Consider the following 21,734-nt stretch of genomic DNA (forward strand, 5'->3'; position numbering starts at 1 on the left):
AAGGCAGATTCAGCTCAGTCCCAGCATTCCGACATACCAGCGCCCCACCGGCTCACCCACTGCGATCCCAGCCCAGGCGCCCGCGATCATCCACGGCCCGAACGGGATCGCCGTCTTGCGTTTCGCTCGGCGGAGCAGGATCAACCCGATGCCGAAGAGTCCGCCGAACACGAAAGCCGCGAAGGCGCCGACGGCGAGCGTCACCCAACCGACCCACCCGAGATAGAGACCGACGAGGCCTGCGAGCTTCACATCGCCGCCGCCCATTCCCCGCGGGCTGATCACCCGCACGATGAAGTAGAAGGCGTAGAGGATTGCCCCGCCGGCCAGCGCCCGGAGGAACGTCCCCCAGCTGGTCGCTGAGCCTGTCGAAGCGCCCACCGCCGCAGCTAGGCCGAGCAACGCGATCCCGACGGCGATGCTCGGCAGCACGATCGCATTCGGCAGTCGCTTCGTGTCGAGATCGATCAGCGTCAGTGCGATCGACACGGCCGCGAAGTAGAGAAAGGCGACGAGCACGATCCAGAACACCGGATCCGTGAAAGCCCCCATCCTGGACCCGCCCGCCCCCGAGCCCTGAGCGAGCGCAGCGAGACGAAGGGCCCGCCATGTCACCGCAACGAACACCACACCCGTGAGCGCCTCGACGATCGCATACCGCCCGCTGATCGCAGCAGCGCAGTTCGCGCACTTGCCCCGCAGCACCACCCACGAGAGCACGGGCACGTTCTGCCACCACCGGATAGGTGCATCGCATTCCGGACACCGGCTCTCCCTCATCAACGAGATCCCCGCGGGCACGCGGTAGGCGACGACGTTGAGGAAGGATCCGATGAGAAGACCGAACACGCCGGCAGTGGTGAGCAGGAAGGCGGTCATCACGATCACTGCTCGCTCTGTGCGGACACAGTAGTGCCAACCGCCTGAGTCGTCTTACTGGGGTCGAATATTCCGCCGTTGCCAGTGACGCCACACGCCAGGTTCTTGAACGAGGGGTCCCATCCCATCGGCGCACAGGTGAACGTTCCTCCATTGAGGTGCACACCGTTCACGCCGGCGTAGATCTGCCCCGTCATCGTCAGGGCGATGGTGTTGTTGATGCCGCAGGCGCTGTACATCATGGTCCGCACCGAGATCGTTCCTGCGACGCTGATGCTGTCGGCTGGGGTGCTGCCGTCGGCCCGGCACGTCGGTTGAGTGTCAGCGATGTTCGCGTCGCCGTGGATGATGAGCAACTCGGGTCCGGCGCCGCTGTTAAGAGAGGGATTCCCATTGGAAAGGTTGTTGCTCAGGTTGAGATTCATCTTGGTCGTCGGCGGCACGTAGATGAGCGCGTCTCTCATGACGCTCGCGGTATTGGGCTGCACGGTGACTGCCGTGCCTGAAACGCATCCGCTCATGTCGATGTAAGCCCGGGTGCCCGCAGCGCCGAGGATGCCCGCCAACGCCGAGCCGCTGCAGACGTTCGGCACGGCTGCGTTGGGATAGGTCACCGAGCTCTGCGCCAAGTTCTTCGACGCGTCCAGTTCAAGCCAGGCTGTGGCGTCATGCACCGCTTGGAGCGTCGGCGTGATCGTCGGTGTCGGCTGCCCACCCTGGCCGGCCACGGCCGTGCCGTCGTACTTGGTCCATCCGGCCGGTATGGGCGAAGTCACGTTGCCAACTGCTTTGATCGTTCCGCCGATGAGACAGCCTGTTGGTGACGGTGGCGAGAGCGCACCGCATTCTGCGGCAGTCCCGGCGTGTCCCACCTTGCCCGTCTTGGTCAGAACGACATTACGGCCCGCATAGATCTGCCCGCCGATAATGACATTGCCGGCAGTCAAGCTGATGTCGCCTGTCTGCGTGATGATGCTTCCACCGACATGCAGATTCTTGTTACTGACGTTGACGTATCCGGCAGCGAAGATGCTACCCGTCACAAAGCAGTCACCGGTGACATCGACGCTTGCGTTGGTCACCCAGAGATCTCCCTGGATCTCATTGCCTGCTCCGTTGTTGCACTGGTAGTTGCCGGAACCACGAATCACCAGGTCGCCTTGATAGGTAGATTTTGTGGCTGTGAACTGGGTGTCGAAATAAGCCAAAGTTCCCGCGGGTCGGGTGTCTGGTGAGATCGACCAGGCATATGCGGAGTCGATCGTGCTCGTCTGACCGTTCGCGGTACCGACGGCATGAATCACGACGGCAGTCGACGAAGGGCTCGGGCAAACCGAGTAAGAATCGGCACCACTCGCGATGGAGGACCACGCGCGGGGCGGGTTCGTGGACGTGGCCCATCGGATCGTCGCCGTGTACCCGTGCGCTGTGCTGCTGTCCGGCGTGACTGCAATACCACTGGTGCAAGCCAAAGTACCACTGCCGGCCTTGATACCTGCGACGATCGTGCTCAGAGCCACATCGCGCCCGGACTCCGCGGCGACGTATGACTGAGTGCTGCTCTTGTTCGCTGCGTTTCCGTTGATAACGAAGAATACGGCTGCCGCAATAACTGCAGTGGCGATGGCGCCCACGAGCATCACGAACACCACGAGCACGAGTGCAACGCCCTCGTCATCTCCGCGACGACTCCTCCAGCGCTGGGCTAGGTCATGAATCAGAAGCATGTCTGCGCACCCCCGCCCGGGCGGATCCCCCAGTTCGGGTCCGTGGGGCCCGAGGCGCTGCGAAGGTAACCAGTTCCCTCGAAATGCACGGTCGGCCCGTTCACGCTTTTGACGTCGAATGAGTATCGGATCCTGTTGGGACCAACCAGTGAAAAGAACGGATCAAACCCGCCACCGCCGAGAGGGTGCGCAACGATGCCGGATTGCCATGTCGACCACGAAGCGGCGCTTAGCGATGCCCCAGAGGTTATGGCGAGATTGGCGGCACCCGGAGGCGTCGCATTTCCGTCGACGAAAGTGAAGCCCACGCACACGTTGGAGGTTGAAGACGTCGCGACCATGAGCGTCGATCCAGAAGAGACCGAAAACGCAATGCCATCTCGCATCGCGCGCTCGATCTGTGAGGCAACGAGTTGCCCACGTTCCGTGGCATCGACTTGGTCACTGACGCTCGCCTGCGCCTTCCACGTGTTGAAGAACAGCACCGCGATCCCGGTGGTGATCAAACCGAGGATCAGCACGAAGAAGATGAGCTCAACCAGCGAGAACCCGTCGTCATCGCGGCCGTTCGGACTGTTCATGGTAGGTAGACCTTTGCTGTGACCGTGGCCAGAAGACGTCCACTGGAGTCTTTCGCCGTCAGGATCAGCGTGGCGAGAGTCCCGGGCCCGCACGCGACGCTCGCACCGGTCGAATCGCTAAAGGTGGGGGACTGCGGTGCAACTGCCGAAGAACCCGAAGTCGAGATGGTCTTGCCTACGCCATCCGCGTAGCTGTGGGTCGCCGCTGTGGTGGTGACGGCGGCACAATTCGGCGAATTTCTCGCCTGTTCGACAAGACCGTTGAGTGCCCTGGTCGCGGTCGCTGTTGTGGACTGTTGCGAGGAGTAGACGATCCCGTTGTAAAGGGCAGGAACCAGCGCGATCGTGATGATCGCGAGAAGGAACATCGCGATGATGAGTTCGACGAGGCCGAAGCCGTCGTCAAGGGCAGCAGATTGATCACGCATCGCCCTTCCTCCCCTATCTAGGTCGGAGCGCAACACACGCCCGGGACCGATTCAGGCACCGGTCCCGGACGTGTGAAGTTCCGAGCTTCACCGGCAACCGGTGCCGTCGGATTTCGCTCCAGGACCTGAGAAGAAGGCGGAACTAGCCAGGATGTACTTCTGGCCATCGGTGTTAAAGCCCGAAACACAGATTGATGCCGCAGAACTCGAGTCGCCCAGACCCGCGGTTCCCGACGTCTCCAACTTCAATGTCAAGTTGCCGCTCTGCATGGTCCCCAGATCGGCGTTCGCCTTCGTAGCGCCCGCCGCAGCGCTCGCCGCAGATGCGAAGTCAGCCACCGCGGTCGTCGACGCATTCTTTGTGCTGGACTGCGTCGCACCATCGACCGAAGTCTTCTGGATGAAGCCGAACAGCGGAATTGCAATCGCGACCAGGATTCCGATGATCACCACGACGATGATCAACTCGATGAGAGAGAATCCGGCCTCTTCTTCGCCCTTTTCGCGGGCCGCGATTTTCGCGTCGATGGCGCGACGAATAGTGAGCATTGCATGTCCCCATTTCAGAGAGTCGTTTTCAGGTAAAACGCACTCTGTGAACCGGCGCGTCCCCTGCGCCAAACCAACAAGCTCCGGATGGTTCCGGTCCCCAGATACGGACGAGAGCTGTCCCATAGCTCACATCCTGGGATCAGGATGGACCCATCCCGCTCCTCGCGCAAGCAAAATGTCGAAACCGCTATTTCGGGATACCGAGACGTAGCGGGGCTCCGGAGCCCCACGAGGCACAGCCGACCTCCATGGTGTGCGCCCGCCGGACTACCGCTAAGGTGCTCCCCATGGACTTCTGGGGAGTTCTCCGCACGACCGAAGCTGGGTATCTGTACGCCGGGGCAGTGCTCGGCGCGCTGGTCACGCTCGCCGTCTTCGTCATTGTCAACGCGATCGTTCGCGACTCCCCGGCGCGTCGGATCCGTCGCGCCGAGCGCGCGAAACGTCGCCTCGATCGTGCCGTGAGATCGGCCGCACGCCACGGCATCGTGCCGCATCCGGCACCGCAGACACCGCGGCCATTCTCCGGTCGGGTCGGCAACGTCGGCCGCCTGGATCGCACTGGCTTCGTGGATCCGGGACCGCGGCAGCCGGGTCCTCGCGATTGGGCCCCGGACGGGCACTGAGCTTCCGCCACCCGACACGACCGGCACCACCACGACAGAACCTCGCGAGCCCACCGTGCTCGCAGGCACGATTAGAAAATGTCACTGGGGAGAGAACATGTCTGTGATGTCGCATCGACTGCCGCGGCGGGGGAATCTTGTCGGATTCATCGCGCTCGTGCTGGTGATCCTCGGCGCGATCGCGGTTGCGGCGTCGTTCTTCCTGCCCGCTGTCGCACACCTCAACGGGGTGTCGATCGTCCTCTACCTTGCGGGAGCGTTCGTGCTGGCCGCGTTCGTGCTCGCGATCATCGGGCTGACTCGCTGGGGTGAACCGAAGGCGACATCCGTGGTCGCACTCGTTCTGAGCGTGCTCGTTGCCGGCACGTGTTTGGTGAGCCCGAACATTCTCATTCAGAGGAACGAAGCCGAGTTCCTGGCCACGGTTCGCCCGACCGTTCAGACTGACGTCAGCGATGCGAAACTCGTCGCGCTGGGCTCGACCGTCTGCGACAAACTGAGGGCAGGCGCAGGCGGGGAGGACTTCATCGGGCTTTTCTTGTTCTCCCGCATGGATCCCAAGGACCTGGGTTTCGTTGCCGGTGCAGCCGTGCGTCATCTGTGCCCGGACCAGGCGGACGCCGCACAGAAGTTGGCCACGTTGTACGCGCCGAGCACAGGAGAGTGAGCACGGCCGAAGCGGCAACGGAGGAGCACATCCCTCATCACTTGCGTGGTGGCGGCAATGAGCACGCGCCGTCTCGCCAGCCCGTAGCAGCCCCTGCAGACCTGCGGGCGTGCGCGCAGTGGTTCGGCCGCGCGCTCGCATCCGCGGATGCCGTCCGGGCGCCCGCGACCGTCCTCGCCAGGGCGTTCGATGGGCATTCCGTCCTCCACAGGGAGCGATCCCGACGAGTTCTCCACAGATTCAGTAATCCTGTCTGATCTGCGGTTCAAATGTCGGTACCCCTGAGTTGAATAGGGGTATGGCATCCACGACGCGAGAGCTCCTGGAGCAGGTCGAGTACCTGCTCCAGGAGGTCGCCGCGTCCGAGGAGATGGGCGCTCAGTTCGACCGCGTGACGGACGGCGAGACCATCCAGACGCTGCAGGCGTTCGGCCGGGTGCAGCGCCTGCTGGATGGCCAGATCACCACGATGACCGTGCACGCCCGGCAGCGCGACGTGGGTGCCGCGTCGAAGACGATCAGCACGGCGGCGGGGTGCGCGGATGTGACCGAACTGCTGCGCCGGGCGCTGCGGGTCGACGTCGGCACGGCTCGCCGATATGTGCGCGCTGCGGAAGGGGTGGGCAGGGAGTTCCTGTTCTCCTCAGGCGCGCACGGACCAGCCCGCTACGAGCAGCTCGGGCAGGCGCTGCGGGAAGGCGTGCTCTCGGTCACCGGACTGCTGGCCGCGATCGGTCCCGTGGAGGCGGCTCGTGCCCGAATCGGTGACGACGCCCGCGCGGCGGTCGACGCGCTCCTTGCGACCACCGCTCGGGGCCTGGATCTGCCCGACGAGCACGGCAACCCGGGGCCCGTCCCGTCGACGGACGAGCTCGCCGACTACGCGAGGGCATTGATGCTTGCGCTCGACCCCGATGGTGCCGAACCGGCGGATCGGAAGGCCGAACGCAACCGCGGCGTCACGATCGGACGCCTCAACGCGAACGGCGTCCATCCGGTGCACGGCGGGTTGCTGCCCGAAGTCGCCGGGGCGCTGCAGCGACTCTTCGACGCGTTCAACAATCCCGCTGCGACGGACGCACCCGACCTCGATGGGCGGCTCGACCATGATCCAGAGCGGGGATCCAGCGAGGCGCATCCCCGTGACGGTCTCGACGACACCGATCCGAAGAAGACGTCGCCCGCAGGCGACGGTCAGGATGAGACAGCCGGGAATGTCCGTTTCGCCGCAGACGACGAAGATGCAGCCGAGCCCGTGTTCCCCGGCGGTCCGGCCGCCCCGGTCGACACCCGCACGCGGTCGCAACGCAATCACGACAATCTCGCCGCGATCCTGCACGCCGCCGCCGGATCCGGTTCCGTCCCCGACCTGGGCGGGGCCGCACCGACGCTCGTGGTGTCGGTCACCGCCGAGGCGTATGCGACCGGGGTGGGCCGGGCATTCATCGAAGGCACCGGCGACGACGTTCCCCTCAGCGCGGCACGGCATACCGCGTGCGCCGGCGGGATTCAACGGGTCCTGTTCGACGAGCACGGGCAGATCGTGTCCATCGGCACGACCGCGAGGATCTTCACCGCCCTGCAACGCCGTGCCATCCAGTTGCGGGACCGGGAATGCCTCATCCCTGGTTGCCACGTCCCCGCCACCTGGTGCGAGATCCACCACGTCCAAGAATGGGCCGAGGGCGGCGCGACGCACACCAGCAACGGGGTCGCCCTCTGCTGGCACCACCACCGCACCCTCGAGGTCTCCGGATGGCAGATCCGCATGCGCCATGGAGCGCCGGAGCTTCGCGGACCGCGCTGGTGGGACCCCACGCGCACCTGGCATCGTCCCCGCACCCGCAGCGGAGGCCCGCAGCACATCCATCGGATCCTCGCCGACGCACACGCCGGAGCGCCGCCGGGCTGACGCCGGAGCACTCCCGGCTGAGGCCGCCGTCGGCGCCAGATCCGACACATGTATCACCACGCCCATCCCTGCCTCCTCACCGTCACACCACCGATCGATGGAGGCTGTCATGCCGGATCTCAGCGATGTCGTCCAGACCCTCGAGCGCCTGCGCGATGTGATCGATATGCGCTCGCCCCTGCTCACGCAGCGCCCCACGGGCCTCGAGGTGACCCAGGCGGTGCAGTACTACCACGCGTCGGAGCATCTGACGGATCCGGGCGATCGCAAGAAGGACAATGCGGCGCTGCTGGTCGCCTACAAGCCCGCGCTGGTACGCGTGTACGTCGCGCCATCGGCCCTCGTGAGGACGGGCGACCCGATCGGCGGCACACTGCTGCTCGAGCGCCGGCAGGGATTGTTCGGACCGTGGCATTCGATCGTGACGATCTCGCCCTGGCTGCTGTCCACGGTTACGCCCATGGACGACGGCTACGACGACGAGCGCAGCCGCTTCGATCGGACGCTGAACTTCCGGATCCCGGCGGAGCAGTTCTTCGGCGACATGCGACTGACGGCGACGCTGGACGACGGACAGCAGTACAGCACCACGGTGTCGGCACGTCTCGTGCAGACGCTGCGCGTGCGAGCGATCCTCGTCAGCTACCAGGGCCCCAGTACGGCCAACCCGGCGCCCGGAACCATCGCGCCCACCATCTCCCTCGCCGCCCCGACGCTCGCCGACGTGCAGACCACCGCGGCGCTGGCGTTCCGGATGATGCCCGTGCAGCAGACCGGATCGTTCATGACCGCCGGCACCCTCGCCTGGACGCAGCCGCTCGACGACGTGCGCAGCTCCCCCGGAGCCTGCTCGACGAACTGGGGCGCCCTGCTCACCGCGCTCGGCAACATCCGCACCAACGACGGCAACCGTGCCGATGTCGTCTACTACGGGATCCTGCCGTCGGGGATCCCGCTCAACGTTCCCGGCTGCGGCAACGACGGGCTCGGAGCCGGAGCCGCGGGTGACACCGCCACGTTCGTGCACGAGATCGGACACGGCTACGGCTTCCCCCACGCCCCTGCGGGCAACGCGGGAACCACGGATCCCGACTACCCGGTCTACGAGCCGAACATGTCCGGATCCATCGGCGAGTACGGCACCGACATCCAGACCGGCGCCGTCTTCAGCCCGGCGACCTCTACCGACTACATGAGCTACGGCGCCAACCGCTGGATGTCGCTCTACCACCACGCGAAGCTCATCGAGCATGACCGCCTCGCTCCCAGTTGGATGTCGGAACCGAACCCGTTCGACCGCACCGCCGTGGAGTTCGATCCGAAGCACCTCTGGTGGCCCAACCCGCCGTGGAGCCGCGACGAGATCGAGAAGTACGCCACCCACCGGATGATCGTGATGAGCGGCGTCATCGACGAGGCCGGTGTCGTGACCGTCGACTCGGTGGCCCGCGTCGAGGCGAACTCCGCCTTGATCGGTCCGCCGATCAGCTGGTCCGCCCAGCTCGTCGGCGCAACCGGAGAGATCGCTTCGCGCGTGGTCATGGCGCGGGAGCTGCAGTACGGCGAAGACTGCGGCTGCGCTCCCTCGCATGGCGACGACGACCCCGACCGGCTTCCGCTCCGTTTCCGCGCGCTCATGCCCGACACCGAGCTCGGCTCGGCGCTGCGCATCGTCGACGGACGTGGCGAGGAGGTGTGGGTCAGGAAGGCTCCTGCGGATCCGGCGCGGTTCACCCGGGTCACGGCCGAGGTCGTCGAAGGGCGCGCCGTGCGACCGCGCTGGGACATCGCGGGTGAACCCGCGACGGACGTGTGGGCACAGGTCAGCACCGACGGCGGGCAGACCTGGCGCGGACTGGCGGTGGGGCTCGGAGGCGGGTTCGGTGAGGGGCTCGCGGATCTGGACCTCACCGGCCTGCCTGCCGGAGAGGCGCATGTGCGCCTGCTCGCGCACGATGGGTTCAGCACGGCCGTCTCCGACGCAGCGTCGATCGACGTGCCCGAGCTCGCACCCTACCCGGCGATCCTGTTCCCGCCCGACGGCAGCGATGTGTCGGCCGGCGTGGAGATGGAGGTGCATGGCAGCGCCGTGAACCAGACCGGGGATCCGATCGATGACGAGCTGCTGAGCTGGGAGGTCGACGGCGAAGCATTCGGGCGCGGTCGCATCGGCACCCTGCGGCTCGAACCGGGCGAGCACGTCCTGACGCTGCGCTGCGAGACCCGCCTCGCGGCGGATGCCTCGGTGCGGATCACCGCGCTGCCATTGCCTCGCGGGACGCGGTGACGACGGACCTGCCCGGGCCTCAGGATCCGGGCTCGCCCACCGGCAGCAGCACCTTCAGGCAGAAGCCGGCGTCGGTGTGCTCGGCGAACACGTCGCCGCCGTGCGCCCGGGCGAGCCCCCGCGCGATCGCGAGGCCGAGACCGGCTCCCGATGCCACCGCGTCCGGGACGGTCCCGCTCGTGCGGGACGGATCCGACCGCCATCCGACCTCGAACATGCGATCCAGGTCCTCCACCGCCACGCCGCTGCCGTGGTCGAGCACGGCCAGCACGAGCCGGTGCGGCGACGGCGACTCGGCGAAGACGAGGATCTCGGATCCTTCGGGCGCATGCCGCACCGCATTCGTCAGCAGGTTCACGATCACGCGCGTGAGCTGATGCGGATCCGCCCACAGCACCTGGCCGTCGATGCCCTGCTGCACGATCCGCACGTGGTGCTCCCCCGCGGCGGCGCGCACGTCGGCGACCGCGTCCGAGACCACGTCGAGCAGTTCGACTTGCTCGGTGCGCAGCCGCAGCGAGCCCGAGGTGATCCGCGACAGCTCGAACAAGTCGTCGACCATCCGGCCCATCGTCTCGACCTGTGCGCGGACCTGACCGGGGAACGCCTCCGGATCCGCGAGCCCCTCCTCCGCGGACTCGGCGAGCGCGCGGATCGCGGTCAGCGGGGTGCGCAGATCGTGCGAGATCCAGGCGAGGAAGCGCCGGCGGTCGGAGTCCAGCCGTTCCAGCTCGGCCCGCGCGTCGCTGAGCTTCGCCGACACCTCGGCGAGCTCGACGGACAGGTCGTCGAACTCGCGCCAGCCGCTGGATCCGCGGTCGACGACGTCGCCCTCGCCGACACGGCGCACCGCGGCCGAAAGTCCCCGCACCGAGCTCCGCGCCGCACGGGCGGTGATCCACGCCGTCGCGAGCGCGCACAGCAGCGCCGCACCGAGCACCCACACCAGCACCGTGAAGTCATGCGCCGACAGGTACATCTCGGCCGAGATCGCGAGCACACCCGTCGCGAGGGCGAGCACCGATGCCACGCCGACGACCACGAGGCGCAGGGTCAGCCCTGCCCGGCGCGCGCGGCGCAGCACCAGCACCGCCGCGCACGTCACGACCGCCGCGCAGACGAGTGCGGTGAGCAGGATCAGCAACACATCCGCGACGCCGAGGGGCATCATGAGCCGGATCCGCTCCGCTGCTGAACGCGCACAGCCCGCCCGGGCACGCGCCGGGTCCGCCCCGCAACCGAGCGCAAGCGCGCCATCATGAGCCGGATCCGTCCGCCGAGAACCGGTAGCCGGCGCCCCATTCCGTGAGCAGGTGCAGGGGGTGGCGCGGATCGTGCTCGATCTTCTCCCGCAGCCGGCGCACGTGCACGGTCACCGTGCTCGCCTCGCCGAACGACCAGCCCCAGACCTCGCGCAGGATGTCGTCGCGCGAGAGCACCTCGCCATCGTGCTGCACGAGGTGCGCGAGCAGTTCGTACTCGCGGGCGGCGAGCAGCACCTCCTCGCCGCGCACGTGCACCCGGCGTCGGGCCGGATCCAGCCGGAAGTCGCCGCGCACGATCTCCCGCGTCGGCGCGGACGCCGCCAGGGACCGGCGCAGCAGCGCGCCCACCCGCAGCAGCAGCTCGCGCAGCGCGAAGGGCTTCACGAGGTAGTCGTCGGCGCCGGTCTCCAGCCCCTCGATGCGCTGCTCCACCTCGCCGAGCGCGGTGAGCATGATGATCGGCACCGCAGAGCGCGCCCTCGCATCGCGCGCCAGCTCGTCTCCGCTGATGCCCGGCAGCATGCGGTCGACGATGAGCACGTCAGGCGGATCCGCCTGCACCGCGCGCTGCGCCGAGACGCCGTCGCCGAACCCGTCGACGCGGTAGCCGTTCGCTGCGAGATAGCGCTCGACCGCGGACCGCACGGTCGGGTCGTCCTCGACGACCACCACGCGAGGCAGAACGGGTCCGGGCATCTCCATGCTCAGAGGCTAGCCCCGGCGACCGAGCCGGATCCGAGTCCTTACGGCCCCGAAAGAACTCCCCCGCGGCGATTCCGGCCGTTCTAGCGTCGCCACTGTCCTCGAAACCATGTGGCGGATCCCGCCACGGAATGGAGCAATCATGCGCAAGACCGCTTTCGTCCCCGCCGCGCTCGGCGTCGCCGTCCTCGCCCTGGGCCTGACTCTCGCGGGCTGCAGCTCGACCCCCGCGGCCTCCCCGACCTCCGGCGACACCATGTCGTCGTCCACCCCGATGCCGTCCTCCTCTCCGATGGCGTCGGACATGCATGACATGTCGAAGACCGGCACGTTCATGGGCCTGAACGGCAAGAACGTGAAGGGCACCGTGACGATCTCCGGATCCGAGCTGACCCTCTCCGGCTTCTCCTCCGACGAGGGCCCCGACCTGCACGTCTACCTGACCAACGGCACCGACGAGGCCGCCGTCAGCGCCGGCAAGCAGATCGACCCGGTCGCCTTCGACAAGGACTCGCAGACGTTCATGCTGAACGGCGTCGACGCGTCGATGTACACCGACGTCGTGATCCACTGCGACAAGGCCAAGGCGGTCTTCGGGGCCGCTGCGCTGTCATGACCGCGACGGCGGTGCGGACCGGCACGGGGACGCCGGCCCGCACCGCGCCTTGGCTCACCGCCTCGGCGTTCCTCGGTGCGGCGGCTCGGATCGCCGCGGGCGTGCTGTGGCTGAACGAGGGGATCCTGAAGTACCGCGCCGGGTTCGGATCCGCCGACATCCTGCTCGTGGCGCAGGGCACCGCGGGCAACACGCGGGTGCCGTTCTTCTTCCGCCCGCTGGGGGCGCTCATGCAGTCGGCGCCGGGGCTGTTCGGGATCGCGATCCCCGTACTCGAGGTGGGGCTGGGCGTGCTGCTCGTGCTCGGCCTCGGGCGGGTGCTCACGACGCTCGTGGCGTTCGGATCCGTCGCGACGCTGATGCTGTACTGGTCGTCGGACCAGCTCATCGCGCAGTATCCGGCGATGGTGCTGCTGTCTGCCGTCGTGCTGGCGCTGCCGTGGTCGGGGCGCGTCGGCGTCGCGTGGTGGTGGGAGCGGCGGCGCGGGCGGGGCTCGGCTACGCCGGCTTCGTCCAGGCGGGGAGCCGCATTCCGCTGAGGGGAAGGTGGGGCTGGGAACCGCGTTCGGCTGGGTCCGGGCGGTGAGGCTGGAACCGCACACGGTCGAGTCGGAGCGGTGAGGCGTTCGCTGGTCGCCAGATGCCCTTTCGCGAGGGACGAAAGGGCTTCTGGCGTCAGGTGAGCGCCTCGTTCCAGTGAGGTCCGGAATCAGCGTTCCGAGTGCGGTGACACGGATCCGGATCCGGTCCGTCAGGCTTTCCGGAACCAGCGCTTCTTCCGCTCGGCGGCGGGGGCGGGCTCGACCCTGGCTGCCTCCCGGCGGTCGCGCCGCTCGTGCCAGGCCTCGATCTCAGCCGCCACGTCGCGGGGCTTCGTCACGACGGGTGGCCCGCCGAGCAGCTGACGCCTGGCCTCGATCACGCGGCGATTGAAGTCCTCCACCACGGCGCGCACGTCGTTCTCGCTCCGCAGGCCGTCGAGCTGCGAGTCGAATTCACGGTCCTCGACGCGCAGCATCAGCGCCGGCGGACCGAGGCCGGTGAGGTTCTCCCGCTCGATCTTGCGCCGGATCCACCAGTCCGGATCGTGATGGTCGCCGAGCCCGGGGATGGGCTTGCCCGCTCCCGGGAGGTCGTCGAACTGGCCCTGACGGATGGCCACCTGGATCGCGGTCTCGACGATCGCCGGCATCGTCTCGGCGTTCAGGACCGCGGGCGGGGCGGTGGGCGGCGTGGTGGCCGCGCTGGACTCTGGGGGTGTGCGGCCTAGCAAGCGCTCGGCATGCGAGCGGCGCCGGTGCGCTTCATCCGTCATGACGCTCCTCCGGTTCTGGTCGGACCTCGGGTCCTTCCAGGCTACGGGACGCGGGTGACGCGGCGTCGGGTTCGTTTCGCCCCCTCCTTCTGCGCCCGTTCCTTCCATCCCTCGTTCCTTCATACTTCGTTCCCCCTTCTGCTCGTTTGCCCGCCTGCTCCGCGCGTCGATCCCTCCGCTCAGTGGTCGCGAATTGCGGTTATTCGGGTCGGAGAGCCGCAATCTGCGACCACCGAACACGTCCGGTTCGTCCTCCACAGGTGCGGATCCTGACGAGATCTCCACAAGTTTGGTTCTGCCGCCTGATCTGGGATTCGAATGTCGGTGGCCCGGAGTTGAATGAGGGTATGACATCCCCGTTGCGTGAGGCTCTGGAGCAGGTTCAGCACCTGCTCCAGCAGGCGAGGGTGCAGGGTGAGCTCGACGCCCAGTTCGAGGGAACAGAGGATGCGGAGACGATCCGGGTCCTGCGCGAGTGCGGGCAGGCGCAGCGCCTGCTGGACGCGGCGATTACCAGCGCGGTGGCCCGTGCGCGCCACCGCGACACGGGGTTGCCCTCGGAGAAGATCACCACCTTGGCTGGGTGCCGGGATGTCACGGAGCTGATCCGGCGGGTGCTGCGGGTCGACGCCGGCACCGCGCGCGGGTATGTGCGAGCAGCCGACGCCGTGGGCAAAGACTTCCTGCTCTCCTCGGGCGAGCACACCGCAGCCCGCTACGAACATCTCGGGCAGGCGCTCAGGGACGGTGAGCTCTCGGTCACGGGCCTGCTCGCCGCGATCAGCCCGGTGGAACGTGCCGGTACCCGGATCAGCACGGACGAGCGGGAAGCGGTGGACGCCCTGCTCGCGAACACCACGCGCGGGTTGGACCTGGCCGACGAGCACGGCCGGCCAGGGCCGGCACCGTCGACGGATGAGCTCGCCGATTACGCACGGGCGTTGATGCTCGCCCTGGACCCGGACGGTGCCGAACCCGACGACGCCAAAGCGGACCGGTCCCGCAGTTTCTGGATCGGGAAGCTCCGTGACGGCACGCACCCCTTCGGCGGGCGCGCCCTGCCCGAGGTCGCCGGGCTGCTGCAACGGCTGATGGACGCCTTCAACAACCCCGCCGCACCCAGCTCCCCGAACCTCGACTCCGGGACAGTCACCTTCGAGACCGACGACACGGACCCGGCGGGTCCTGCGGATGCCGCGGAGACGGATCCTGTGTCGGATCCGGATGCGGACCTGATGGCAGGCGCTGATCCGCTGTCCGTTGATCCGGATCCGGGTCTCTTCGACGGTCTCCCCGTCCCGAACGACACGCGCACCCCGGCACAGCGCAACCACGACAACCTTGCCGCGATCCTGCGCGCCGCAGCCGCCTCCGGGGCCACCCCCGACCTGGGCGGGGCGGCACCGACCCTGGTCGTGTCCGTCACCGCGCAGGATTACGCCGCCGGGCGCGGGCGGGCGTTCATCGAAGGCACCGGCACCGACGTGCCGTTGTCCGTCGCCCGGCACACCGCCTGCACCGGCGGGATCCAACGGGTCCTGTTCGACGAACACGGACAGATCGTGTCGATCGGGACGACCGCCCGTATCTTCACCGCGATCCAGCGCCGCGCCATCCAGCTCCGGGACCGGGAATGCCTCATCCCTGGCTGCCACGTCCCCGCGACCTGGTGCGAGATCCACCACGTCCAAGAACACGCCCACGGCGGCCCGACCCACACCAGCAACGGCGTCGCCCTGTGCTGGCACCACCACCGCACCCTCGACACCTCCGGATGGCAGATCCGCATGAACGCGGGTGTCCCCGAAATCCGCGGACCAGCCTGGTGGAACCCGCACGGCATCTGGCACCGACCGCGCGTCCGCGGCGGCGACCCGCAGCACGTCCGCCGCGTCCTCGCCGACGCGGTCGGCCCGCCCGGATGACGATACGACGCCGCCCATGACGGCGGGCTATTCCTCCAGCGGTCGATCAGCCTCCGCCGAATGACGGGCCGCCCAGCGCGCCCTCCCCAATCGAAGGGTCCGCCACACAACCGCGATCAAGGCGGCAAGGAGAACAGCCACGCCTATGACTGACAGTATGATCGCGGCAAAGCCGGCAAGCGAAACGAGAGTCGGCGTGAGATTTCCGCTCACTATCGAAGCGAGTAGCACACCTAGTGCCAGGAGCCCCATCCCGAGCAGCATCGCCCGATCGAGATCCGAAAAGATCTCGGTACTCGACTCGCCGTATTTCTTGGCGATGAGTTCTCGACGTTTGGCGAGCGCCTGGCGGCCCGGACTGGGTGGCATGTCTTTGAGGATCTCCGATAGCGCACGTAGTTCTTTGGCTTGGCGTGGTTCACCTCGCGAGGAAATGAATGAAAGAAGTCCAGAGATCACAACAAAGGTGCCCGTCACTGCCGCAGCCGCGATTACGATCCAATTGCTTCCCATAGTCGCTGAGCCTAGACAGCACGCCATCCTGACGATTGCCGTTTCGTGGCGATGTCGGCCGGCCCGCCGCAGACCCATGTCCCCGCCCGCCCCTAGGCTCGTACAGTGCCCTCCCCGACGCCGAACCCGCAGCCGGGCGACACCCCGCGTGGTGTGCCGCACCTGGACGCGGCGCCGACCCTGAACCGCGAGATCATCCGCCTCGCCGTACCCGCCCTCGGCGCGCTCGTGGCAGAGCCGGCGTTCCTGATGGTCGACGCGGCGCTCGTCGGGCACCTCGGCACGACGCCTCTCGCGGGGCTCGGCATCGCGTCGGCGGTCCTGCAGACCATCGTCGGGCTGATGATCTTCCTGGCCTACTCGACCACGCCGGCCGTCGCACGACGGTTCGGCGCCGGCGAGCATGGCGATGCCGTGTCGGTCGGCATCGACGGCATGTGGCTGGCGCTCGGCCTCGGTGCGGTGCTCGCGGTGATCGGGTCCCTGCTCACCCCCGCGGTGATCCCGCTGTTCGGCGCCACTCCCGCAGTCGCAGCGCAGGCGGCCGCCTACCTCGCGCCGTCCATGTGGGGGCTGCCCGCGATGCTCGTCGTCTACGCGGCGACGGGCCTGCTGCGCGGCATGCAGGACACCGTCACCCCGCTGTGGATCGCGGGCATCGGCTTCGCCGCGAACGCACTGCTGAACTGGCTCTTCATCTACGGCTTCGGCTGGGGCATCGCCGGATCCGCGTTCGGCACGGTCGTCGCCCAGTGGGGCATGGTCGGGGCGTACGTGCTCGTGATCGGGCGCCTGGCGCGCCGGCACGAGGCCTCGGTCGCACCAGAGCTCGCCGGAATCCGCGGATCCGCGCGCTCCGGCGGCTGGCTGTTCCTGCGCACCGTGAGCCTGCGGGTGGCGCTGCTCGCGACGGTGGGAGTCGCGACCGCAATCGGCACGCGCGAGCTCGCCGGCTGGCAGGTCGTCTTCACCATCTTCTCCGCCGCGGCCTTCGCGCTCGACGCCCTCGCGATCGCCGCGCAGGCGCTCATCGGCAAAAGTCTGGGCGCGGCGGATCCGAACGGCGCCAGGCACGTACTCGCCCGCACCGTCGCATGGGGCGCCTGGTTCGGCGTGATCGTCGGAGTGCTCATCGCGGCGCTGTCCACCGTCATCGGGCTCGCCTTCACCGGCGACCCGGCCCTCGCCGCGCTGATCCAGCCCGCACTCATCGTGCTCGCCGTCGCCCAGCCGATCGCGGGCATCGTGTTCGTGCTCGACGGGGTGCTCATGGGGGCCGGCGACGCACGCTACCTCGCCCTCGCCGGCGGCCTGAACCTCGTGCCGTTCCTGCCAGCGCTCGCGATCATCGCGGCGACCGGGGTGACCGGCGTCGCGGGACTGATCTGGCTCGCCGTCGCGTTCTTCGGCATGTACCTGTGCGCAAGGCTGGCGACCCTCGGCCTGCGCGTGCGCACCGGACGCTGGCTCTCGATCGAGGTCTGACGAAGCGAGGTCTGACGAACGGAACGCCCGTCCAAAGGAGCCAGGATCCGACGAAGCACCCGGGATCCGCACAGCAACGGCGCGGATCCCCGGCGCCTCGCGGTCGTCGTCAGCGCCGGCTGCGATGCACTTCACGCTCCTCGATCGCGTCGAGTTCGGCCGTGGCGCGCGCCCGCAGCGTGTCCGACAGCCCGCGGTCGCCGATCGCCCGCGGCACCACGGGGCGTTCCTCCGGCCGGCCGCGGTGCATCGCGTAACCCCATGTCGCGACGCCGAGGAGCGGCCCCCACAGCCAGAACGGCAGCACCAGCATCAGCTCGACGACGCCCACGGCGAGGGATCCGCGCGTCGTGGCGACGCGCAGCAGGTCCACGCCCCCGACCGTGAACATCACCGCCACGACCGATGCGGCGATCACCGCGAGTCCGGCGGGCACCGGACGTCCGCCGACGACGCCCAGCCACTGCGGGAAGCGGTCCGCCCACGGCAGGCACAGGGCGAGCGTGAGCAGCCCGGCCGCGAGCATCGCCCCGCCGAGCAGCAGGCCCACCATCAGGACATCGGGCGTCAGGGCGGCCGGCGGCGCGAACAGCGGCCACGGCGTCAGCCACGTGAGGCGACAGAACGCGTACGGCAGCGCGCACAGCGCTGCGGCCACGGTGATCGCACGCCGGTGCCGCAGCACGCCCGCGGCGAACCGCCCGCGCACCGCGGGTTCGCCGATCGCCCAGGCGGCGAGCGCGCCCGCGGCGACCAGGTGCACGAACGAGACGGTCAGCTCGCCGAATCGCGGAGCGAGCGCCTCCAGCACGCGTGGCGCGAACGTGCCAAGCGGCAGCCGCAGCGCGGCGAACCCGACAACGCCGATCACGAGCAGGATCCCGGCCGCCCCGATCAACGGATGGCGCACCGTCAGCAGCACGAGACCCGCGACGACGAGCCCCGCCACGACGAGCACGAACGAGTACCCGGCGACCGGGATGATCCCGCCCGGGATGAGCGCCGCCACCAGCAGCGCCACGGTCACGGCGATGATGCGCAGCCCGGCGGGCGCCGCGACGGTGACACCGACCGCGCTCACCGACGCGTCCGCCCTGCGCCCGCGCAGTCCGAGCACTCCGACAGCCATCGCGGCGAGCCCCGCCGCGATCGACACCACCGCCGCTGTGGGCGCGCCGACGACCGCCGAGACCAGGCTCGGGCTCACCCCCGTGGGCACCACTCCGGCGAAGAGCAGTCCGATGGCGCCGAGCAGCGCGACAGCGGCGCCCAGCACGACACCGAGGATCAGCAGTGCGACACGCGTTCTGTTTCTCATGTCCGGCACGCTACGGATCCGGAACCGTTCTCCGCGTCGCCCCCGAGGACGGTTCCGGATCACCCGCGGGGATGATCCCGGGGAGCGTTGTCAGCGCCCGGGGCGGCGGATGCCGTTCTCGTAGGCCCAGATCACGACGTGCACGCGGTCGGCGAGGCCGAGCTTCGCGAGCACCGCCTTCACGTGCGTCTTCACCGTGTTCGCACTGAGGAACAGAGTCCGCGCGATGTCATCGTTCGAGGCACCGGTCGCGAGCGCCCGCGCGACCTCCCGCTCCCGGCCGCTGAGCGGCGCGAGCGCGGTTTCGGGATCGACCGTGGGCCCGCCCTCGCGCACGAAGCCCAGCAGCGCCGCCGTCGCGCGCGGCGACATGGCCGCGTCGCCGGCGGCCGCCGCGACGACGGCGTCGGCGAGCTCCTGCGGCGCTGCGTCCTTCGTCAGGAACCCGCTCGCCCCCTCGCGGATCGCCTCGACGACGTACTGGTCGAGGTCGAACGTGGTGAGCATGAGTATGCGGATCCCGGACTTCAACCGCAGGATCTCCCTGGTCGCGGCGATGCCGTCCATGCCGGGCATGCGGATGTCCATCAGCACGACGTCAACCGCGTGGCCGCGGACGTGCTCGATGCCGCCCTGCGCATCAGCGGCGGTCGCGACCTCGGCGATGCGCGGGTCCCGGGCCAGCATGATCGCCACGGCCTCGCGGAACAGCTCCTGGTCGTCGACGAGCAGCACCCGGATCGTCATTCGCCGTCCCCCTCATCCGCCGGGCGCGTCACCGTCGCTACCCTGTCCGAGTCGCTCTCGCGCAGCACCGGGAGCTCGACCCGCAGCAGCCAGCCGCGGGATCCGGCGAGCCCGGACGAGCCGCTCTCGACGTCCGCAACCGGCCCCGCCACGAGCGACCCGCCCGCCAGCCGGAGCCGCTCGGCCAGGCTCACGAGACCGGTGCCTGTGCCGAGATCGGATCCGCTGCGTCCGGATCCGCCGTCGTCCTCGACCTCCGCGACCACGTGCCCCTCGGCCCAGGAGAGGCGCACCTCGACCCGCACCGGCGGCAACGCGTGCCGCATGGCGTTCGTGAGACCCTCGCGCACCGCACGGTGCAGCGCCAGCGCCGGCGCGGGGGCCAGGTCGCGGCGCTCTCCGCTCTCGGCGAGCTCGACCGCGCACGCGGGGCTGCGCACCGAGGCGATCAGCTCGGCCAGGGAGTCCGCCGTCGGCAGCGGCTCCTTGGGCGCGTCGCCGTCGGCCGCGACGATCGCGCGCATGCCGCGCAATGCGTCGCGGCCCGTGTCCACGACGACGCCGAGCGCCTGCTCGCTGACGTCCGGACGCTCGCGCAACAGCGCCCGCGCCACCTCGGACTGCGCGATCATGACCGTCATCGCGTGCGCCACCACGTCGTGCAGCTCGCCGCTGATGCGCATCCGCTCGTCCGCGATCGCCTGCTGCACGCGCACGACGGTGCGCTCCTCGGCCCGGCTCGTCGCGAACCGCACCAGCAGACCGCACGCCCACGCGGCGGTCGCGCTGGCAGCGAGCCCGAGGAAGGCGCCGAGCCGGAGCAGCCCCACATCGGCGCCCGACCCGGTCCCGGACCCGAAGGACGGCTCGGCCCACGCGATCATCCCTGCACCCACGAGCGCGACGGCCAACGCGATGACCGACAGCCGCACCCGCTCGCGCACGGCGACCTGGGCCAGGCAGAGCAGGTAGACGACGACCGAGGGGTGCATGGCCGCAGAGGCGTCGCGCGCCGCGGGGATCAGCACGAGCAGCAGCATCACGGCGCTGGCCAGGAGGAATGCCGGCCTCGGATGCCGCACCGCGAGCAGGGACGCGCCGTGCAGTGCGGCGAAGGAGAGGGCGAGCCCTGCGGTCACCAGGGGCGCCGCGTGCGGCGTCGACCACGCGAGCGAGGCGAGACTGATCGGCAGCAGCAAGACGAGGGCGGCCAGCGCCACGATCAGCACGGTGCCGCCGCGCCCGCCGCTCCGCGCCTTCCCTGTCCGCACGTCCCCATGCTCGCACGCGGCTCTGCGCGCGTCCTCACCCGTGCGAGTGAGACGGATCCGGATCATGGCGTCAGCCGGCGTGCCTCCGGCACCACTCGTACATGATCACGGCCGCGGCCGCTCCGGCGTTGATCGAGCGGGTGGATCCGTACTGCGTGATCTCGACGTGCCCTGACGCCGCCGCAAGCGCCTCGTCCGACAGCCCAGGCCCCTCCGCGCCGAACAGCAGCACGCAGCGCTCCGGCAGATCCGCCCGGTCCACGGGCACGGCGCCGTCGAGGTTGTCCACGGCGATGATCGGGATGCGCTCGGCCTCCGCCCACGCGGTGAACGCCTGCACGGTGTCGTGGTGCATCACGTGCTGGTATCGATCGGTGACCATGGCTCCGCGCCGGTTCCAGCGCCGTCGTCCGATGATGTGCACGGTGTCGGCGAGAAACGCGTTGGCGCTGCGCACGATCGAGCCGATGTTCATGTCGTGCTGCCAGTTCTCGATCGCGACGTGGAAACCGTGCCGCCGGGTGTCGAGGTCCGCGACGATCGCCTCCATCCGCCAGTACCGGTAGCGGTCCACGACGTTGCGCCGGTCGCCGTTCGCGAGCAGCTCGGGATCGAGGCGATCTTCGGCGGGCCACTCCCCCTCCCACGGGCCGACACCGTGCGTGGGCTCCGGTTCGGGCGCGGGCTCGGGAGCACGCGCTGGCTCGGGTGCAGCAGTGGACTCGGGCGCGGGCTCGGGAGCACGCGCTGGCTCGGGTGCAGCAGTTGACTCGGGCGTGGGCTCGGACTCGCCGACGACCTCTGGATCCTGCATCCCGCCAGCGTATCTGCGCGCGATCCCCCGCCCGGCGCTGTCGAGCGGGCGCGCCCACCTCGGGTCGTCGAGCGCGCACGCCCGCGAACGGGATCCGACTATTT

21 protein-coding genes are annotated in these 21,734 nt (G+C 69.0%); 8 read left to right on the plus strand and 13 right to left on the minus strand.

From position 1 onward, the window contains the following. Positions 1-9: 9 nt before the first annotated feature. The 5 genes from ACTJI8_RS15670 to ACTJI8_RS15690 all read right to left on the minus strand — a co-directional run bounded on the left by ACTJI8_RS15670 (position 10) and on the right by ACTJI8_RS15690 (position 4,290). The gene (locus ACTJI8_RS15670) at positions 10-879 is read right to left on the minus strand and encodes a prepilin peptidase (RefSeq protein ID WP_440734437.1); all 870 of its coding nucleotides are present in this window, start codon (positions 877-879) and stop codon (positions 10-12) included. Between the two features lie 5 nt (positions 880-884). Continuing rightward, positions 885-2,531 (minus strand): hypothetical protein, encoded by a 1,647-nt coding sequence (locus ACTJI8_RS15675; protein ID WP_440734346.1) that lies wholly within the window; start codon positions 2,529-2,531, stop codon positions 885-887. A gap of 65 nt (positions 2,532-2,596) precedes the next feature. Continuing rightward, positions 2,597-3,187 (minus strand): PilW family protein, encoded by a 591-nt coding sequence (locus ACTJI8_RS15680; RefSeq protein WP_440734347.1) that lies wholly within the window; start codon positions 3,185-3,187, stop codon positions 2,597-2,599. After that, complete coding sequence (locus ACTJI8_RS15685) at positions 3,184-3,615, minus strand: type IV pilus modification PilV family protein (RefSeq protein ID WP_440734348.1); 432 nt, start codon at positions 3,613-3,615, stop codon at positions 3,184-3,186. Before ACTJI8_RS15685 ends, ACTJI8_RS15680 begins: the two co-directional genes overlap by 4 nt. A gap of 87 nt (positions 3,616-3,702) precedes the next feature. Then, complete coding sequence (locus ACTJI8_RS15690; RefSeq protein WP_440734349.1) at positions 3,703-4,290, minus strand: prepilin-type N-terminal cleavage/methylation domain-containing protein; 588 nt, start codon at positions 4,288-4,290, stop codon at positions 3,703-3,705. 164 nt (positions 4,291-4,454) lie between these two features. On the opposite strand from ACTJI8_RS15690, the gene ACTJI8_RS15695 reads away from it, so the two are divergent. The 4 genes from ACTJI8_RS15695 (at position 4,455) to ACTJI8_RS15710 (ending at position 9,659) form a co-directional block, all read left to right on the plus strand. After that, positions 4,455-4,793 (plus strand): hypothetical protein, encoded by a 339-nt coding sequence (locus ACTJI8_RS15695; RefSeq protein ID WP_440734350.1) that lies wholly within the window; start codon positions 4,455-4,457, stop codon positions 4,791-4,793. Between the two features lie 97 nt (positions 4,794-4,890). After that, positions 4,891-5,460 carry a DUF732 domain-containing protein gene (locus tag ACTJI8_RS15700; protein ID WP_440734351.1) on the plus strand — a complete coding sequence of 190 codons (570 nt, stop codon included), beginning with the start codon at positions 4,891-4,893 and terminating at the stop codon, positions 5,458-5,460. A gap of 298 nt (positions 5,461-5,758) precedes the next feature. Further along, positions 5,759-7,372, plus strand: a complete 1,614-nt coding sequence (locus tag ACTJI8_RS15705) for a DUF222 domain-containing protein (protein WP_440734352.1) — start codon at positions 5,759-5,761, stop codon at positions 7,370-7,372. Between the two features lie 109 nt (positions 7,373-7,481). After that, positions 7,482-9,659: a M66 family metalloprotease gene (locus ACTJI8_RS15710; protein ID WP_440734353.1), complete on the plus strand. Its 2,178-nt coding sequence runs from the start codon at positions 7,482-7,484 to the stop codon at positions 9,657-9,659. A 19-nt stretch (positions 9,660-9,678) separates the two neighbouring features. Here the strand turns inward: ACTJI8_RS15710 and ACTJI8_RS15715 are convergent, their stop codons facing one another. Then, positions 9,679-10,830, minus strand: a complete 1,152-nt coding sequence (locus tag ACTJI8_RS15715) for a sensor histidine kinase (protein ID WP_440734354.1) — start codon at positions 10,828-10,830, stop codon at positions 9,679-9,681. Between the two features lie 85 nt (positions 10,831-10,915). After that, positions 10,916-11,626 carry a response regulator transcription factor gene (locus ACTJI8_RS15720; RefSeq protein WP_440734355.1) on the minus strand — a complete coding sequence of 237 codons (711 nt, stop codon included), beginning with the start codon at positions 11,624-11,626 and terminating at the stop codon, positions 10,916-10,918. A 142-nt stretch (positions 11,627-11,768) separates the two neighbouring features. Between ACTJI8_RS15720 and ACTJI8_RS15725 the strand changes: the two genes are divergently transcribed. Further along, positions 11,769-12,242 (plus strand): DM13 domain-containing protein, encoded by a 474-nt coding sequence (locus tag ACTJI8_RS15725; protein WP_440734356.1) that lies wholly within the window; start codon positions 11,769-11,771, stop codon positions 12,240-12,242. Further along, positions 12,239-12,781 carry a hypothetical protein gene (locus ACTJI8_RS15730; protein WP_440734357.1) on the plus strand — a complete coding sequence of 181 codons (543 nt, stop codon included), beginning with the start codon at positions 12,239-12,241 and terminating at the stop codon, positions 12,779-12,781. Before ACTJI8_RS15725 ends, ACTJI8_RS15730 begins: the two co-directional genes overlap by 4 nt. Before the next feature lie 212 nt (positions 12,782-12,993). Here the strand turns inward: ACTJI8_RS15730 and ACTJI8_RS15735 are convergent, their stop codons facing one another. Beyond that, on the minus strand, positions 12,994-13,557 hold the full coding sequence (locus ACTJI8_RS15735) for a DUF1992 domain-containing protein (RefSeq protein ID WP_440734358.1): 564 nt from the start codon (positions 13,555-13,557) through the stop codon (positions 12,994-12,996). Between the two features lie 347 nt (positions 13,558-13,904). Here ACTJI8_RS15735 and ACTJI8_RS15740 point away from each other — a divergent pair, with 347 nt between their 5' ends. Continuing rightward, the gene (locus ACTJI8_RS15740; RefSeq protein ID WP_440734359.1) at positions 13,905-15,482 is read left to right on the plus strand and encodes a DUF222 domain-containing protein; all 1,578 of its coding nucleotides are present in this window, start codon (positions 13,905-13,907) and stop codon (positions 15,480-15,482) included. Positions 15,483-15,509: 27 nt separating this feature from the next. Here ACTJI8_RS15740 and ACTJI8_RS15745 read toward each other — a convergent pair whose 3' ends face one another. Continuing rightward, entirely contained in the window at positions 15,510-15,995 is a 486-nt protein-coding gene (locus tag ACTJI8_RS15745; RefSeq protein WP_440734360.1) for a hypothetical protein, read from the minus strand. A 162-nt stretch (positions 15,996-16,157) separates the two neighbouring features. On the opposite strand from ACTJI8_RS15745, the gene ACTJI8_RS15750 reads away from it, so the two are divergent. Continuing rightward, positions 16,158-17,480 carry an MATE family efflux transporter gene (locus ACTJI8_RS15750; protein ID WP_440734438.1) on the plus strand — a complete coding sequence of 441 codons (1,323 nt, stop codon included), beginning with the start codon at positions 16,158-16,160 and terminating at the stop codon, positions 17,478-17,480. Between the two features lie 109 nt (positions 17,481-17,589). Here ACTJI8_RS15750 and ACTJI8_RS15755 read toward each other — a convergent pair whose 3' ends face one another. From ACTJI8_RS15755 to ACTJI8_RS15770, 4 genes are all read right to left on the minus strand, one after another. Continuing rightward, positions 17,590-18,798 carry a hypothetical protein gene (locus ACTJI8_RS15755; RefSeq protein ID WP_440734361.1) on the minus strand — a complete coding sequence of 403 codons (1,209 nt, stop codon included), beginning with the start codon at positions 18,796-18,798 and terminating at the stop codon, positions 17,590-17,592. Positions 18,799-18,888: 90 nt separating this feature from the next. Further along, positions 18,889-19,545: a response regulator gene (locus tag ACTJI8_RS15760; protein ID WP_440734362.1), complete on the minus strand. Its 657-nt coding sequence runs from the start codon at positions 19,543-19,545 to the stop codon at positions 18,889-18,891. Continuing rightward, positions 19,542-20,816 carry a sensor histidine kinase gene (locus ACTJI8_RS15765; RefSeq protein ID WP_440734363.1) on the minus strand — a complete coding sequence of 425 codons (1,275 nt, stop codon included), beginning with the start codon at positions 20,814-20,816 and terminating at the stop codon, positions 19,542-19,544. Before ACTJI8_RS15765 ends, ACTJI8_RS15760 begins: the two co-directional genes overlap by 4 nt. A 70-nt stretch (positions 20,817-20,886) precedes the next feature. Next, a complete protein-coding gene (locus ACTJI8_RS15770; RefSeq protein WP_440734364.1) occupies positions 20,887-21,630 on the minus strand; it encodes a TrmH family RNA methyltransferase in 744 nt (247 codons plus the stop codon). Positions 21,631-21,734: the final 104 nt, after the last annotated feature.

The sequence above is a fragment of the Microbacterium sp. 22303 genome, from assembly GCF_052045265.1.
GTDB lineage: Bacteria > Actinomycetota > Actinomycetes > Actinomycetales > Microbacteriaceae > Microbacterium.